The 16,316-nt window shown below is 39.8% G+C and carries 19 protein-coding genes (1 of these 19 cut by a window edge); all 19 read left to right on the top strand.

The genetic code is table 11. The features are described from left to right. Tightly spaced (each overlapping or abutting the next), the 19 genes in view from gap to rbsK form a layout consistent with a single transcriptional unit that may run on beyond the window. Window positions 1-1,008 (top strand): type I glyceraldehyde-3-phosphate dehydrogenase, encoded by a 1,008-nt coding sequence (gap, locus tag HHK02_RS02760; protein ID WP_003666436.1) that lies wholly within the window; start codon window positions 1-3, stop codon window positions 1,006-1,008. After that, window positions 1,009-2,214, top strand: a complete 1,206-nt coding sequence (locus HHK02_RS02765) for a phosphoglycerate kinase (RefSeq protein WP_181462734.1) — start codon at window positions 1,009-1,011, stop codon at window positions 2,212-2,214. Next, entirely contained in the window at window positions 2,215-2,964 is a 750-nt protein-coding gene (gene tpiA, locus HHK02_RS02770; protein ID WP_003670435.1) for a triose-phosphate isomerase, read from the top strand. It abuts the gene before it with no gap. Then, window positions 2,965-4,287 carry a phosphopyruvate hydratase gene (eno, locus tag HHK02_RS02775; protein ID WP_003666443.1) on the top strand — a complete coding sequence of 441 codons (1,323 nt, stop codon included), beginning with the start codon at window positions 2,965-2,967 and terminating at the stop codon, window positions 4,285-4,287. Beyond that, window positions 4,288-5,670, top strand: coding sequence for an amino acid permease (locus HHK02_RS02780; protein ID WP_035159750.1), 1,383 nt, complete (start codon window positions 4,288-4,290; stop codon window positions 5,668-5,670). It begins immediately after the preceding gene. After that, a complete protein-coding gene (locus tag HHK02_RS02785) occupies window positions 5,671-7,221 on the top strand; it encodes a ClC family H(+)/Cl(-) exchange transporter (RefSeq protein ID WP_181462735.1) in 1,551 nt (516 codons plus the stop codon). Continuing rightward, complete coding sequence (gene secG, locus HHK02_RS02790) at window positions 7,222-7,461, top strand: preprotein translocase subunit SecG (protein WP_003667480.1); 240 nt, start codon at window positions 7,222-7,224, stop codon at window positions 7,459-7,461. Further along, window positions 7,462-8,238, top strand: coding sequence for an alpha/beta hydrolase (locus HHK02_RS02795; protein WP_181462736.1), 777 nt, complete (start codon window positions 7,462-7,464; stop codon window positions 8,236-8,238). Further along, a complete protein-coding gene (rnr, locus tag HHK02_RS02800) occupies window positions 8,239-10,644 on the top strand; it encodes a ribonuclease R (RefSeq protein WP_181462737.1) in 2,406 nt (801 codons plus the stop codon). Next, the gene (smpB, locus tag HHK02_RS02805) at window positions 10,645-11,118 is read left to right on the top strand and encodes an SsrA-binding protein SmpB (RefSeq protein ID WP_003666449.1); all 474 of its coding nucleotides are present in this window, start codon (window positions 10,645-10,647) and stop codon (window positions 11,116-11,118) included. Then, window positions 11,119-11,703, top strand: coding sequence for an LURP-one-related/scramblase family protein (locus HHK02_RS02810; protein ID WP_003667483.1), 585 nt, complete (start codon window positions 11,119-11,121; stop codon window positions 11,701-11,703). Continuing rightward, a complete protein-coding gene (locus tag HHK02_RS02815; RefSeq protein ID WP_003676241.1) occupies window positions 11,704-12,393 on the top strand; it encodes a uracil-DNA glycosylase in 690 nt (229 codons plus the stop codon). Then, the gene (pta, locus tag HHK02_RS02820) at window positions 12,394-13,368 is read left to right on the top strand and encodes a phosphate acetyltransferase (protein WP_003666452.1); all 975 of its coding nucleotides are present in this window, start codon (window positions 12,394-12,396) and stop codon (window positions 13,366-13,368) included. Beyond that, a complete protein-coding gene (gene tsaE / locus HHK02_RS02825) occupies window positions 13,369-13,827 on the top strand; it encodes a tRNA (adenosine(37)-N6)-threonylcarbamoyltransferase complex ATPase subunit type 1 TsaE (protein WP_003667485.1) in 459 nt (152 codons plus the stop codon). It abuts the gene before it with no gap. Continuing rightward, entirely contained in the window at window positions 13,828-14,337 is a 510-nt protein-coding gene (locus tag HHK02_RS02830) for a GNAT family N-acetyltransferase (protein ID WP_181462738.1), read from the top strand. It begins immediately after the preceding gene. Continuing rightward, complete coding sequence (locus HHK02_RS02835) at window positions 14,338-14,760, top strand: PAS domain-containing protein (protein ID WP_181462739.1); 423 nt, start codon at window positions 14,338-14,340, stop codon at window positions 14,758-14,760. Beyond that, window positions 14,761-15,297: a 3'-5' exonuclease gene (locus HHK02_RS02840; protein WP_003666457.1), complete on the top strand. Its 537-nt coding sequence runs from the start codon at window positions 14,761-14,763 to the stop codon at window positions 15,295-15,297. Further along, entirely contained in the window at window positions 15,298-16,194 is an 897-nt protein-coding gene (murB, locus tag HHK02_RS02845; RefSeq protein WP_019253910.1) for a UDP-N-acetylmuramate dehydrogenase, read from the top strand. It begins immediately after the preceding gene. Next, window positions 16,195-16,316, top strand: the 5' end (the start) of a protein-coding gene (rbsK, locus tag HHK02_RS02850; RefSeq protein WP_107690254.1) for a ribokinase. Its footprint extends 802 nt past the window's final position; the window shows 122 of its 924 coding nt (coding positions 1-122); it begins with the start codon at window positions 16,195-16,197; the stop codon falls past the right edge of the window. It abuts the gene before it with no gap.

Genomic DNA, 16,316 nt, shown 5'->3' on the forward strand with positions numbered 1-16,316 from the left:
ATGACTGTAAAAATTGGTATTAACGGTTTTGGCCGTATTGGTCGTTTAGCATTTCGTCGGATTCACGAACTTAACACAAATGATATTGAAGTTGTTGCAATCAACGATTTGACTACTCCTTCTATGTTGGCTTACTTACTTAAGTATGACTCAACTCATGGTAAGTTCCCAGGTGAAGTTACATCTACTGATACTGGTATTGTTGTTGATGGTAAGGAATACCCTGTATACGCTGAACGCGATGCTCGTAACATTCCTTGGGTAAAGAACGATGGTGTTGACTTTGTTCTTGAATGTACTGGTTTCTACACTTCTGCTGAAAAGTCACAAGCACACATTGACGCTGGTGCAAAGCGTGTATTGATTTCAGCACCTGCTGGTAACATCCCAACTGTTGTTCCTGGTGTTAACCTTGATACTTTGACTAAGGATGACATTATCGTATCAGCTGGTTCATGTACTACTAGCTGCTTGGCACCAATGGCTAAGGTCTTAAATGACGAATTTGGTGTTAAGGTTGGTACTATGACTACTATCCACGCATTTACTTCTACTCAAGCTATCCTTGATGGTCCTCGTGGTAAGAAGATGCGTAACAACCGTACTGCAAGTGTAAACACTATTCCTCACTCAAGTGGTGCTGCTAAGGCTATTGGTTTAGTTATTCCTGAATTAAACGGTAAGCTTTCAGGTCACGCACAACGTGTTGGTGTTGTTGATGGTTCATTAACTGAACTTGTTTCAATTTTGGACAAGAAGGTTACTGTTGACCAAATCAACGATGCTATGAAGAAGGCTACTAACCCAGCATTCGGTTACACTGAAGATGAAATTGTTTCAACTGATATTATCGGTTCAACATACGGTTCAGTATTCGATCCTTCCCAAACTGAAATTATGGAAGGTGACGATGGTTCACAATTAGTTAAGACTGTTGCTTGGTACGACAACGAATACGGTTTCACTAGCAACATGATCCGGACTTTACTTCACTTTGCTACTCTTTAAATGGCTAAATTAACTGTTGAAGACCTTCCTTTAGAAGGCAAGAAAGTATTAATGCGTGTTGACTTTAATGTTCCAATTAAAGACGGCGTTGTTGGTGACGACAATCGAATTGTTGCAGCTTTACCAACAATTAAATATGTTATTGACCATGGTGGTCGAGCAATCTTATTCTCACACCTTGGCCGAATTAAAAAAGAAGAAGATAAGCCTGGACTTTCACTTCGCCCAGTTGCAGAACGTCTTTCTAACTTACTAAACAAGCCAGTAACATTTGTTCCAGTTACTGAAGGTAAGCAATTAGAAGATGCTATCGACAACATGAAGAATGGTGATGTTTTACTTGTCCAAAACACCCGTTACGAAGACGTTAAGGATGGCGAATATGTAAAGCGTGAATCTGGTAATGATCCTGAATTAGGTAAGTACTGGGCTTCTCTTGGTGATGTATTTGTAAATGATGCTTTTGGTACAGCTCACCGTAAGCACGCTTCTAATGTTGGTATTGCTACTAACATGCCAGGCAAAGCAGCAGCTGGTTACTTGATGGAAAAGGAAATCAAGTTCTTAGGTGATGCAGTAGATAATCCTGAACGTCCATTTGTTGCCATTCTTGGTGGTGCAAAGGTTTCTGATAAGATTGGTGTTATTGATAACCTTCTTGACAAGGCAGACAAGATTATTATCGGTGGTGGAATGGCTTATACCTTCTACGCTGCTAAGGGAATCAAGGTTGGTAACTCACTTGTTGAAAAAGACAAGATTGACGTTGCTAAGCAAATCTTAGACAAAGCTGGCAATAAGCTTGTATTGCCAATTGATAATGTAGTAGCTGATAAGTTCAACAATGATGCTGATACAAAGGTTGTTGAAGGTGATATTGACGACGGTTGGATGGCTCTTGATATTGGTCCTAAGTCTGTTGAAGAGTTCAAGAACGTATTAAAAGATGCCAAGACTGTTGTTTGGAATGGACCAATGGGTGTATTTGAAATGCCAAACTTTGCTAAGGGTACGCTTGAAATTGGTAAATTCCTTGGTACATTAACAGAAGCTACAACAATTGTTGGTGGAGGAGACTCAACTGCTGCAGTTAAGGAATTGGGTGTTGCTGATAAGCTTACTCACATTTCAACTGGTGGTGGTGCATCATTAACTTACCTTGAAGGTAAAGAATTGCCTGGAATTGCCGCAATTTCTGACAAATAAATGAGAGTACCGATTATTGCTGGCAATTGGAAAATGCATAAGGATGTACAAGAAGCTGTCTCTTTTATCGAAAAAATAAAAAATCAGCTTCCACCTGCCGACCAACTTGAAACAGCAATTGCTGCTCCTACTCTTTGTTTGGTACCAATGGTTAAAGCGGCTAAAGAATCTCCATTAAAAATAATGGCAGAAAACTGCTATTATAAGAATGAAGGAGCCTATACTGGTGAAACAAGTCCATATGCTTTATACCAAGCAGGAATCCATCATGTAATTTTAGGCCATTCTGAACGCCGAACTTACTTTAATGAAACTGATGAATTAATTAATAAAAAAGTGAAGGCAGCATTAGTAAACGGGTTATGTCCGATTGTTTGTTGTGATGATACTATGCGTCGACGAGTTGCTGGAAAGAAAGTTCATTGGGTGGTGAGCCGAATTCTCGCTGATCTTCATGGATTGACCAATGACGAAATTTGTCATGTTACGGTTGCTTATGAACCTAGTTGGGCGATTGGAACAGGCGAGAGTGCTGATCCAGAACAAGCGGCGGAAGGTTGTTACCTTATTCGCCAGACGATTAGTGATATGTATGGCGATGAAGTTGCAAATAATGTTCGAATTCTCTATGGAGGAAGTGTGACAACATCTAATATCAATGCACTAATGGCAAAAAATGATATTGATGGTGTTTTAGTCGGAGCGGCGAGCCTAAATCCAGAAACATTTTTACAATTAGTTCACCATTAGATGTCACTCATTACAGATATTTATGCACGTGAAGTCCTTGATTCACGTGGTAACCCAACAGTTGAAGCAGAAGTTTACACAGAAGCCGGTGGTGTAGGCCGCGGTATCGTTCCTTCAGGTGCTTCAACTGGTGAACACGAAGCTGTTGAATTACGTGACGGCGACAAGAACCGTTTTGGCGGCAAGGGTGTTTTAAAGGCTGTTTCAAACGTAAACAACATTATTGCTAAGGAAATCGTAGGGATGGAAGTTACTGACCAAATCGCTATCGATAAGGCAATGATTAAGTTAGACGGTACTCCAAACAAGGGTAAGTTAGGTGCTAACGCTATTTTAGCTGTTTCATTAGCTGCTGCTCGGGCTGCTGCTGACGAATTACAAGTACCTCTTTACAACTACCTTGGTGGTTTCAACGCTCATGTATTGCCAACACCAATGATGAACGTTATTAACGGTGGTGCTCACTCAGATAACAAGGTTGACTTCCAAGAATTCATGATTATGCCAGTTGGTGCACCAACTGTACGTGAAGCTATTCGTTGGGGTTCAGAAACTTTCCACGCTTTGAAGAAGGAATTGGAAGCTGCTGGTAAAGTAACCTCTGTTGGTGACGAAGGTGGATTTGCTCCTGACTTTGCTAACAACGAAGAACCATTCGAATACTTAATCAAGGCTATTGAAGATGCTGGTTACAAGCCAGGTAAGGACATTGCCATTGCCTTTGACGTTGCCGCTTCAGAATTATGGAACGACGAAGACAAGAAGTACAAGCTTCGTTGGTCAACTGGTGAAGAATACACCACTGAAGAATGGATTAACTACTTATCCGGTATTATTGAAAAGTACCCAGTAGTATCTGTTGAAGACCCAATTGACGAAAACAACTGGGATGATTGGGTAACTATTACTGATAAGTTAGGCAAGAAGGTTCAACTTGTTGGTGATGACTTCTTTGTAACTAACACTGATTACTTGAAGAAGGGTATCCAAATGGGTGCTGCTAACTCAATCTTAATCAAGCTTAACCAAATTGGTACTTTAACTGAAACTGTTGAAGCTATCGAAATGGCTAAGGAAGCTGGTTACACTGCCATCGTTTCACACCGTTCTGGTGAAACTGAAGACACTACTATTGCTGACTTGGTTGTTGCTACAAACGCCGGACAAATCAAGACTGGTTCTATGAGCCGGACTGACCGTCTTGCTAAGTACAACCAATTAATGCGGATTGAAGATCAACTTGGTGATGTTGCTCAATACAAGGGTATCCACTCATTCTACAACTTGAGTCAACAAGCTCGTCAAGACATCGAAAATCGTTAAATGAAAAAATCGGCACCAGAACTTAATCGTTCGATGACTGCTGGTCAGATGGAAATGATTTCCCTTGGTGGAGCGATTGGTGTTGGACTGTTTATGGGATCAACATCTACAATCAAGTGGACCGGGCCATCTGTTATCCTCGCATATGCGTTTGTCGGCTTAATTCTATATATTGTTATGAGAGCGTTAGGAGAGATGATTTACATTAATCCTGGAACAGGTTCTTTTGCGGATTATGCAACTGAATATGTTCATCCAGTAGCTGGATACCTTGCTAAATGGGCTAACGTATTTGAGTATATTGTTGTAGGAATGTCTGAAGTAGTAGCAGCAACTGAATACCTTAAATATTGGTGGCCACACCTTCATACTTGGGTAGCTGGAATTGTTATTATTATTTTCTTGGTCCTCGCTAATTTAGCGAGTGCAAAAGCATATGGGTCGCTTGAATTTTGGTTTGCGATGATCAAAGTTATTACTATTATCTTTATGATCTTACTTGGATTTATGATTATCTTCTTTGGCTTTGGTAATGGCGGTCATCCAACCGGTTTCAGCAATCTTTGGTCTCATGGTGGATTTTTCACTGGTGGCTGGAGTGGTTTCTTCTTCTCAATGTCAATTATCGTTGGATCTTATGAAGGAATCGAATTGCTAGGAATTTCTGCCGGGGAAGTAGCAAATCCGCAAAAAGCAATTGTTAAATCTGTTAAGTCTGTTTTATTCCGGATTTTAATTTTCTACGTTGGCGCAATTTTTGTAATTGTAACAATTTATCCTTGGAATGAATTAAGCAGTGTTGGATCACCATTTGTATCTACTTTTGCTAAGGTCGGAATTACAGCTGCAGCATCAATCATTAACTTTGTGGTTTTAACCGCTGCATTATCAGGTGCTAATTCGGGTATTTACAGTTCAAGTCGGATGCTGTTTAAGCTATCTCATGAAGGGGATGCTCCTAAGATTTTTGGTCGTCTTTCAAAACGGATCGTTCCCGATGCTGCCATCCTTGGTATTTCCGGTGGTATTTTGATTGGCTTTATTATTGATATGATTTCGGCAACTTATAGCCATTCAACTGCTGATATGTTCGTGGTTGTCTTCAGTTCTTCTGTTTTACCCGGAATGATTCCATGGTTTGTAATTTTACTAGCAGAATTACGTTTCCGTCGTAATAATAAAGACTTGATGGTTGATCATCCATTCAAATTACCACTATATCCATTTTCAAATTATTTTGCATTTCTCATGTTGATTGTGATCGTTATCTTTATGTTTATTAATCCTGACACACGGATTTCGGTTATTGTTGGTGCTGCAGTATTGATTCTAGCAGTCACTGTATACCTTGTTCGGCATGGTTTTAAAAACGAAAAAGCATAAATGGAGAGTAGAAAAGAGGTATTTCATCGCTATAATCAGTTCAATCAACTAATTCGGGCGATCATTATTGGAATATTGACTGGTTTAGTAGTTAGTGTATTTAGACTCATAATTCAACACTTTTTACAATTAGTAACAGCAAGTTTTGCATATTTTCATTCTCATCCATTATGGCTAATACCATGGACAATTGGATCAATTATTTTAGCATTATTATTAGGATGGTTAGCTCAATCCTATCCTGAGATAAAAGGGTCGGGGATTCCACAGGTTGAGGGACAGTTGACTAACCAATTTGATGAAAAATGGTGGCCAGTGTTATGGCGAAAATTTCTTGGCGGAGTTTTCGCTATTGGATCTGGATTATATCTCGGACGTGAAGGACCATCAATTCAACTTGGGGCAACAATTGGGCAAGGAGTAGAGGAAAAGGCCAAAGTAGGGCACCTTAATCGCCAAATAGGGATCGCAAGTGGAGCAGCAGCAGGATTATCTGCAGCCTTTAATGCGCCAATCGCTGCGACTATCTTTATTTTGGAAGAAGTGTATCATAATTTTTCACCGGTAATTTGGTTGGCAACATTTGTGAGTTCGCTTTGTTCTAATATGGTTTCGATGCAGTTTTTTGGCTTACGACCGGTTTTGAATGTTCCTTATAATCATATGCTTCCTAATAATCTTTATTGGCATTTGATTGCGCTTGGTATTTTATTAGGTATCTTAGGGCGTCTTTACCAAATTGTTATTTTGCATTTGAATGGTTGGACGGCACGGATTCCTAAACTATCTCCTATTGCTTATCCAATTATTCCGTTTTTGCTGGTTATTCCTATCGCCTGGTATTTTCCAATCACGTTGGGCGGGGGAAATGAATTAATTATTATTTTACGTTCCTTGCCATTTTCTTTAGCGCTTTTTGTGGGGCTTTTTGTCCTTCGCTTTGTATTTTCAATGATTAGTTATGGTTCGCAATTACCGGGTGGGATATTTTTGCCAATTTTAACTCTTGGCGCTATTTTAGGCGCAGTCTATTGTGCGTTAATGGTCCGTTTGGGATTAATGCCAGTTCGATATTTACCTAATTTTATTATCTATGGAATGGCAGGTTATTTTGCATGTATTAGTAAGGCGCCATTTACTGCTATTTTATTAATTACTGAAATGGTTGGCTCACTTGCGCACTTAATGCCATTAGCCTTGGTAGCAGTAGTAGCTTATCTTGTTGTGGATGCGTTACACGGTGAACCAGTATATACAGCAATGTTTAACGCCTTTATTGGAAATAATCCGCAACCAGCACGCCATAAAGAGGATGTTACGATGTCGATTACCATTTATGCTGGCGCCCAGTTGGATGGTTGTAAAATTAAAGATTTTCCATGGCCAACTGATTGTATTGTGATGGTTGTCTATCGGGGAGAAGAAAAGATCATTCCGAATGGTCAAACAAAGCTGCAAGCTGGCGATACGTTAATTTTGCGGGCCAATTCAGCAACTACTAGACAAGTTTACCATGAGATAAGTCGGGCTGCGCATTATGCACAAGGATAGTTGTATAACACATTAATGACTTTATTCTTAATTGATTGCGTTGTATTAATTGCGTGTGTAATGATGCAACCAGCAAAAAACGATAATGATGCAATGTCAGCTTTGACAGGTGGTGCGGGTGACTTATTCTCACGTCGTAAAGCGCGGGGATTTGAAGCTGTTATGCAGATTGTTACAACAATTTGTGGAGCACTCTTCTTTATTCTGGCATTAGCGATGATTTACGTTTCGTCACATTAAGTGATAACGTATACTGGTGAGTCTTTTTTCTTTCCCCATAGTGGACGGCATGGAGTTATTTTGCTTCATGCATATACAGGAAATACGAATGATGTTCGAATGCTGGGACGTCAGCTTAACTGGCAAGGATATACGGTTTTCGCACCGCTTTTGAGTGGGCATGGTGGTGATCCACGAAAGGTACTAGAAAGCAATGGTCCAGATGATTGGTGGGATGATACCCGGATGGCAATCTTTCGTTTACGCGATGCGGGAATTGATCAAATTGCAATTTTTGGGTTATCGCTTGGTGGTTTACTTGCAACAAGAGCTCTTGAGAATGATCCGCAATTATTAGGTGGTGGTGTTTTTGCATCCCCAATTACCACCTGGGGACAATCGAATGTTCCGGAATACTTCCCTAAAATTGCGGCAAAGTATTATCGTCAGCAAAAAATCAACCCATTAATTACTAAGGAAAAGGTTGCTAAATTGACTGAACGACTCCCCCAACAACTAGCACAAATTCAAACAATGGCGCATCAAATTTGTGACCAATTAGATCAGATTCATCAGCCATTCTTTATTGCACAAGGAGGCACAGATGAAATGATTGATCCAGCGTCTGGACTGCAATTAAAAACAAAATTACAGGAGAATGGGGTTGCAGTTGATTACCATTACTACCCAACCGCTACTCACTTATTAACAGTTAATACCGCTCATCGTCAACTATTTGCCGATGTAGAAAAATATTTACAAAATTTATTCGAGGTGCCTTCTAATGACAACAAATAAATGACAACAAATAATTTAAAAGAAAAAATATTAACACATTTAACAGATAATGCAGGTGTGAGTTACTCAGCAGAAAAACTTGCTCATCAATTAGGGATGGATGATGCTGAGCAGTTTACACCGATCGTTCAATCTCTTGCTCAATTGGAAAGAGAGAAAAAGGTTCAAGTAACTGATCATGGTGAATTCGAAGCAGTTATTAAACAGCAACCACTTATTGGAACTTTCCACGGAAACGATAAGGGGTTCGGTTTTGTAGACTATGACCCTGATCTTCCAGACATGTATATTAATCCTGATCATACTTTGCATGCATTAAATGGGGACCAGGTAGAAGTTAAAGTATTACGTCCAGCAAAAGCAGGTAGTGATCAGGGTCCAGAAGGTCAAGTAACCCGGATTGTTGAACATAAATATGAAAATGTAGTTGGTGAATTTAAGCAAGCGACTATCGGCGATGATTACATTGGTGAAATTTTGCTTAAAGATAAGAAATTATCGCAGTATCATTTCTATGTAACGGACAAGGGATTAAAACCACTTGACGGCCAAGTAGTAACAGCTACTGTTGAGACTTATCCTAGTGATGAGGCACCGGAAGTAATGACGGGTGCCGTTACTGAAGTGATTGGTGATAAGGATGAGCCGGGTATTGATATTATGTCAGTAATCTATGCTCACGACGTCCCTCATGAATTCCCTAAAGAAGTGATGGAACAAGCTAATAAGATTCCGCTTCATGTTCTCCCAGAAGAAAAAAAGGGTCGGGTGGATATTACTGACCAACCGCTTGTTACCATTGATGCAATTGAATCAAAAGACTTGGATGATGCGGTGGTAGCTTGGAAGATGGACAATGGGCACTACCACCTTGGGGTTCATATTGCGGATGTTACTCACTATGTAAAGCCAGGTACACCGCTTGATCAAGAAGCATTTAAGCGTGGTACATCTGTTTATCTAACTGATCGGGTAGTTCCAATGCTTCCTAAGCGGCTTTCTAATGGAATTTGCTCTTTAAATCCTAATGAAGAACGCCTTGCTATGAGTTGCGAAATGGAAATTGATGAGCAAGGGAAAATTGTTAATCACCGAATCTTCCAAAGTGTTATGAAATCACATGCCCGAATGACTTATAAAGCAGTTAATAAGATTCTGGAGTCGCATGATGCTAAAACGATGAAGCAATATGAAGATCTTGTTCCAATGTTTGAAACAATGGGGGAGATTCACAAATTACTGCTTAAGAATCGGAAAAAACGTGGTGCTATTGACTTTGAAGCTCCTGAAGCAAAGATTATTGTGGATGAAAAGGGTCACCCAACTGATATTCAACTACGAGATCGGGGACTTTCTGAACGGATGATTGAATCCTTTATGTTAGCTGCTAATGAAACAGTTGCTGAACACTACTTTAAGGAACACGTTCCATTCCTTTACCGGATCCATGAAACACCAGATAGTGAACGTATTAAATCATTTGTGGACTTTTTAGCTGTGTTTGGAATTGAGGTTCATGGTGATATTAAGAATGTTAAACCAGGGATGCTTCAAAAAGTATTGAAGGATGTGGCTGGTACTCCTGAAGAGCAAATGGTTCAAGTGATGATGTTACGTAGTATGCAACAAGCTAAATACTCGGATAAAGAGCTAGGTCACTTTGGCTTAGGCGCTAAATACTACACTCACTTTACTTCACCAATTCGGCGATACCCTGATGATACGGTTCACCGTTTGATTAAGTGGTACGAAGAACATGGTAAAAACGAACCAGCTAAGGACCATTGGCGTGATAAGCTTCCAGAAATTGCTGAACATACTTCGGTTACCGAACGGCGGGGAATTGATACCGAACGTGATGTTGATAGTATGAAGAAAGCCGAATACATGGAAGACCATGTTGGCGAAACCTTTGATGCCGTCGTAAGTTCAGTGATGAAGTTTGGTTTGTTCGTCGAATTGCCAAATACAGTTGAAGGGTTAGTTCATATTAGCGTCATGAATGATGATTATTATGAATATTCAGAAAAACACATGGCCTTAATTGGACGAAACTCTCATCGAATTTTCCAAATGGGACAACCTATTAAGGTTAAGTTAGTTCGGGCAGATAAAGATCTTCGTGAAGTTGATTTTGAAATTGTTAACCCTGAAGAAGCACCAAAGACAAAGATTCGGGTCCCACGTAATGATGAATATCGGGGTCGAGGTCGTGGCCGCAAAGGACGTGCCAATAATAATTCCCGTCATGAGAACACTAGCGGTAATCATTACCGTAATACTCAAGGAAAATGGCGTCGAACTCACCAAGAAAATGGTCGTCAAAATAATCGTCAAATAAATCGGGGACAAACTCGTCACCACAATAATTCACGTGATCATGAAGGCGTTCGTCGCCACCATTAAATGGCAAAAAAATCCCATCAAGAAAATAATGACAATTTAATTGCACAAAATAAAAAGGCACGTCATGATTATTTTGTCACGGATACTGTTGAAGCAGGATTAGTTTTAACGGGGACGGAGATAAAATCTGTTCGTGCTCACCGGGTGAATTTGAAAGATGGATTTGCCCAAGTTCGTAACGGTGAAGCTTGGTTAATGAATGTGCATATTAGTGAGTATGATAATGGGACTTACTTCAATCAAGATCCATTAAGAAATCGCAAGTTGCTATTGCACAAAAAGGAAATCAATAAGCTTGTAGGAGCTTTACAGGATAAGGGAGTTACGCTTATTCCCTTGAAAATGTATATTAAACACGGCTATGCAAAAGTTTTATTAGGACTAGCCAAAGGTAAACACCAGTACGATAAACGTGAAGCAATTAAGCGTCGTGAACAAAACCGTGAAATTGAACGAGTTATGAAACATTATTAAGTGCGACAATTATATATTCGCGATCGTTCAAGTGATTTACATGGAACGACCGTCATTCGCGATAAGAATGGTAAATCGTGCTATCTTCTTGTCGGTAAGTGGGGAATGAGGTACGATGCCCTATCATTGTATGCAATTGATGGAGCCTTATTAGCTGAAGTAAAGCAATTAACTCTTGGACTGTTACCCAAATTCGCATTATATGTTAATCGACAACGCGTTGGAACAATTGGGAAAGGTCTTGGATTTGTTCAACAGGTTATTTATATTCGCGGTATTAACTGGATCGTTGTTGGTTCACCATTAACAAGCCGTTACCGTGTTTTTTCCGGTAGTCACTTAGTTTTTTCAATTCAACCCGTTAAACTATCAAGCGGATATTGTCATGAATTAAAGATAAATAAAAAAGAAGATGAACCTTTAGCAATTCTAATCGCTAGTATTCTTAACCATTGGGCTCGACGAAGTGAACAAGAACCTTTATTAGCACGATTAATGAAGCGTTCCCCTAATCTTAATACCAGCATGTCATTTTCAATTAGCAATCAGTTAAACTTAAACTGTAAAGAACGTAGAAACAAATAGGTGAAACAATTAATTCATAACGACTGGTGGGAAGTTTTAAAGCCCCAGTTTGAAAGTGCATATTATGCGCAATTGCATAATTTCCTAAAAGAAGAATATACCCATCAAACGATCTATCCAGAAATGCATCATATTTTTGAAGCATTTGAATGGACTCCTTTTAGTAAGGTTAAAGTTGTTATCCTTGGTCAAGATCCTTATCATGGACCAAACCAAGCTCATGGGTGTAGTTTTTCAGTACTGCCTGGGGTACCGGTCCCGCCTTCATTACAGAATATTTACAAAGAATTGCAAAGTGATTTAGGTTGTACACCGGTAAATCACGGCTATTTGAAGAAATGGGCTGATCAAGGTGTCCTGTTGTTAAATTCGGTTTTGACAGTACGAGCAGGGCAAGCATATTCTCACCGTGGACATGGCTGGGAGCAATTAACAGATGCGGCGATTCATGCTTTATCTGAACGTCCTAAACCAGTGGTGTTCATCTTGTGGGGACGAGCTGCTCGAAATAAGAAACAGTTAATTAATACGAAGACAAATATCGTTCTCGAATCAGCTCACCCGAGTCCATTATCTGCTAACCGTGGATTCTTTGGGTCTCGACCATTTTCTAAAACAAACGAAGCACTTCAGGCAATGGGAGAACAGCCAATTGATTGGCAACTGCCTGCCGAACCAAATTATCGTTAAATGGAATTATTTGATGAGATTGCTGCAAAGATTAAGGGACAAAACAAGACCATTGTTTTCCCTGAAGGTGAAGATAAGCGGATTTTAGGAGCTGCTGTCCGTTTAAAGAAAGATAATTTAGTAGAGCCAATTTTACTTGGTGATGAAGAAGCGATTAAAGAAGTTGCAAGTAAAAATGGTTTTGATCTTGCTGGCCTTCAAATTATCGATCCAGCAACTTATCCAGAAGACGATAAGCAAGCAATGTTTGACTCATTAATGGAACGGCGCAAAGGGAAGAATACTCCTGAAGAAATTCAAAAGATGCTTGAAGATGTGAGCTACTTTGGAACGATGCTTGTTTACATGGGAAAGGCTGATGGAATGGTTTCTGGTGCTGTTCATTCAACTGGGGCAACTGTTCGGCCTGCATTACAAATCATTAAGACTAAGCCTGGTGCCCATCGAATTAGTGGGGCTTTCCTCATGATTAAAGGCGATCAACGTTATATCTTTGCTGATTGTGCAATTAATATTGAATTGGATGCGCCAACAATGGCTGAAGTGGCAATTCAAAGTGCAGAAACAGCTCGCTTATTTGAAATTGATCCTAAGGTTGCGCTTCTTAGTTTTTCAACTAAGGGTTCTGCTAAGGGCGAAATGGTTACCAAGGTTGCGGATGCTGCTAAGCTAGTTCATGAATTGGATCCCGACTTACCAGCTGATGGTGAACTACAATTTGATGCTGCTGTTGTCCCATCAGTAGGTGAACTTAAAGCCCCTGATTCAAAAGTTGCTGGTCATGCCAATGTCTTTATTTTCCCAAGTCTGGAAGCAGGGAATATTGGTTACAAGATTGCGCAACGATTTGGCGGGTTTACAGCAGTTGGTCCTATTCTTCAAGGACTTAACGCACCGATTGCAGACCTTTCACGGGGATGTAGTGAAGATGATGCTTATAAGGTTGCAATGATTACCGCAGCACAAGCATTGTAAATGGAGAGCTTAACGTTAACGAATCGTGACGCAACAATTGCCCTTGGAAAGAAAATTGGTCAGCAATTAGTTGCCGGGGATGTGCTAGTCTTAGACGGTGATTTAGGAGCAGGCAAGACTACTTTTACCAAGGGATTGGCTGCAGGGTTAGAAATTCCTGATATCATTAAAAGTCCTACTTTTACAATTATTCATGAATATCAAGATGGACGTCTCCCCTTATACCATATGGATGCATATCGCTTAGAAAATGGGGGAGCAGAAGATCTCGGACTTGAAGAATACTTTGATGGTGATGGAGTTTCAGTTGTTGAATGGGCTGAATTTGTTGAAGATGAATTGCCAGCTGACTTTTTAGCTATCCACTTCAAGCGAACAGATGATGATAATACTCGTGTTCTGGAATTTGAACCCCATGGACAGCATTTTGACCAAATTGTAAAAAGCGTGGTGGGATAAATGGCAGATGACATTTCGATAAAGCTAGCAACGAGTGAGGATGCCGGGGCTGTTTTGCAATTTTTACGGGTAACTGCAACTGAAAGTGACGCGGTATTAGTTCCGCATTTAAATGAGATTAGTGAAAAGACAGAAGCAAAAAATATCGATTTAATAAATCAATTTGATGATTGTGTTATTTTACTTGCGATGCTCAGCGAAGAGATTGTGGGGATGGTTACTGTAATGGTATTAGATCATCAACCGACAACCGGTGAATTAGGAGTCGTGGTACGGAAAAAGTATTGGCGAAACGGAATCGGTCGCTTATTAGTCGATGAAGCAGAATATTGGTTTAATACTTATAGTAGTTTAGAAAATTTGGTCCTGACAGTTTTTGAGGATAATATTCCGGCAATTAATCTTTATCAGCAATTACACTTTGTTACAATAGGAAAAACAGTTGAGCAGGGTCGTAATGTCCTGCAAATGCAATACGATAATAAAAAAGAGGAAACAATGGAAAAGTAAATGACAGATATTAATCTTAAAGGTGGAAAACTAAGTATTGAACAACTTAATACTATTTTTGAAACCATCCCCGTAGAATTCGATTTCATTGATGAAAATGATATCATTCGCTGGTCATCAGCTAATCGGCATCGTTTATTCAAGCGAACGGATGCAGACTTAGATAAACATGTGCTTGAGGTTCATCCCGGGCATAGTCAAGGCCATGTTAAGCAAGTACTTCATGATATGCATAGCGGAGACCGTGATTCAATTAGCATTATGATCAAGCATCATGGTCAACCTGTAAATATTGCTTTTTATGCCTTACGTGATGATCAAAATAAATACCTTGGATGTGTAGAGGTAACGCAAGATGTTAGTAAACAGCAAACAAAGGGATCCTTCTGGCGAAACATTATGCAAGTCCTACATAAAAAATAAATGAATTTTATAGCAATGGACTTTGAAACTGCTAATGGTAAGCGTTACAGTGCATGTTCGCTCGCACTCACAATCGTTCGGAATGGACAAATTGCCGACGAATTTTACACCCTAATTAATCCTCATACTAAATTCTTTTGGCGTAATACACAGATCCACGGTATTCATGAACGTGACGTCCAAAATGCGCCTGATTTTCCAGAAGTATGGGAACATATCAACCAATTCTACACTCCTGATAAATTAGTTATTGCCCATAATAATCGATTTGATAATAGCGTTTTAAGGAATACGTTAGAACATTACAATATCGAAGTCCCCGCCTACCAGACGCTCGATACCGTTGCTTCAAGCCGCCAGTTGATTCCAGGATTAACAAATTATAAACTTAATACTGTTTGTGACGCGTTAAATATTGACCTTCATCACCACCATAATGCTCTTGATGATGCCCAGGCTTGCGCTAACATTCTGCTTTATCAAAGCAAGCATTTTACCCCACAACAGATTCAGCCCTTTATTAATTTAATCGGCTAAATGGCTAATTTGATGAACGAATTTCCTGATATTGAAATTAAACAAGATGAACCATTAATGAATTACACCTATACTAAAACAGGAGGTCCAGCTGACTGGTTGGCTTTTCCCGAAACGATTGACCAGGTAAAAGAATTGGTTGATTATGTTCGTGAGCATAAAATGGGCTTAACGGTTTTAGGAAACGCCAGTAATTTGATTGTTGGCGATGGCGGTATAGATGATTTAACAATTATTCTTACGCGGCTTAATAAAATTGAAGTTCATGATAATAAGGTAACGGCACAGGCAGGAGCATCTTATATTGCAACAACCGAGGCAGCCCGTGATAGTGAACTTACTGGATTAGAATTTGCTGCTGGTATTCCGGGCAGTATTGGTGGGGCTGTCTTCATGAATGCCGGTGCATATGGTGGTGAAACTAAAAATGTTGTTTCTGAGGCTACCGTAATGCTTCCCGATGGAACGATCAAACATCTTACGAATGAAGAATTAGACTTTGGCTATCGGCATAGCAGTATTCAAGATAATAATGGTGTCGTGTTGGATGCTACGTTTGCTTTGGAACCGGGTAAGTATGATGATATCAAAGCAAGGATGGACGACCTAAATGAACGGCGAGAGGCTAAGCAGCCATTAGATCTCCCATCTTGTGGAAGTGTCTTTAAACGGCCAGAAGGATATTATGCCGGAAAGTTGATTCATGATGCTGGATTGCAAGGATATACTTCAGGTGGAGCGCAGGTTTCGACTAAGCATGCCGGCTTTATCGTTAATATTGACCATGGAACCGCAGCAGACTACGTAAATGTTATCCATCATGTCCAAAAGACAGTTAAAGAAAAATTTGGTGTTGATCTTGAAACCGAAGTAAGGATTATCGGCCGGCAAGATTAAATGAGCAATAATGTAGTTGTTTTAGGAAGTATTAACGTTGATACTACTTATCACGTTGATCGCTTCCCTCAACCTGGTGAAACCATTTCAGCAGTAAGTAAGAGTTCTGCTCCTGGTGGTAA

Origin of the sequence: Limosilactobacillus reuteri (genome assembly GCF_013694365.1) — a bacterium.
Classification (GTDB): domain Bacteria; phylum Bacillota; class Bacilli; order Lactobacillales; family Lactobacillaceae; genus Limosilactobacillus; species Limosilactobacillus reuteri_E.

Bases quoted from the DNA above. Each gene is read 5' to 3' on its own strand.
- gap (WP_003666436.1), top strand. From the start codon at position 1: ATGACTGTAAAAATTGGTATTAACGGTTTTGGCCGTATTGGTCGTTTA.
- HHK02_RS02765 (WP_181462734.1), top strand. From the start codon at position 1,009: ATGGCTAAATTAACTGTTGAAGACCTTCCTTTAGAAGGCAAGAAAGTA.
- tpiA (WP_003670435.1), top strand. From the start codon at position 2,215: ATGAGAGTACCGATTATTGCTGGCAATTGGAAAATGCATAAGGATGTA.
- eno (WP_003666443.1), top strand. From the start codon at position 2,965: ATGTCACTCATTACAGATATTTATGCACGTGAAGTCCTTGATTCACGT.
- HHK02_RS02780 (WP_035159750.1), top strand. From the start codon at position 4,288: ATGAAAAAATCGGCACCAGAACTTAATCGTTCGATGACTGCTGGTCAG.
- HHK02_RS02785 (WP_181462735.1), top strand. From the start codon at position 5,671: ATGGAGAGTAGAAAAGAGGTATTTCATCGCTATAATCAGTTCAATCAA.
- rnr (WP_181462737.1), top strand. From the start codon at position 8,239: ATGACAACAAATAATTTAAAAGAAAAAATATTAACACATTTAACAGAT.
- smpB (WP_003666449.1), top strand. From the start codon at position 10,645: ATGGCAAAAAAATCCCATCAAGAAAATAATGACAATTTAATTGCACAA.
- pta (WP_003666452.1), top strand. From the start codon at position 12,394: ATGGAATTATTTGATGAGATTGCTGCAAAGATTAAGGGACAAAACAAG.
- tsaE (WP_003667485.1), top strand. From the start codon at position 13,369: ATGGAGAGCTTAACGTTAACGAATCGTGACGCAACAATTGCCCTTGGA.
- HHK02_RS02830 (WP_181462738.1), top strand. From the start codon at position 13,828: ATGGCAGATGACATTTCGATAAAGCTAGCAACGAGTGAGGATGCCGGG.
- HHK02_RS02835 (WP_181462739.1), top strand. From the start codon at position 14,338: ATGACAGATATTAATCTTAAAGGTGGAAAACTAAGTATTGAACAACTT.
- HHK02_RS02840 (WP_003666457.1), top strand. From the start codon at position 14,761: ATGAATTTTATAGCAATGGACTTTGAAACTGCTAATGGTAAGCGTTAC.
- murB (WP_019253910.1), top strand. From the start codon at position 15,298: ATGGCTAATTTGATGAACGAATTTCCTGATATTGAAATTAAACAAGAT.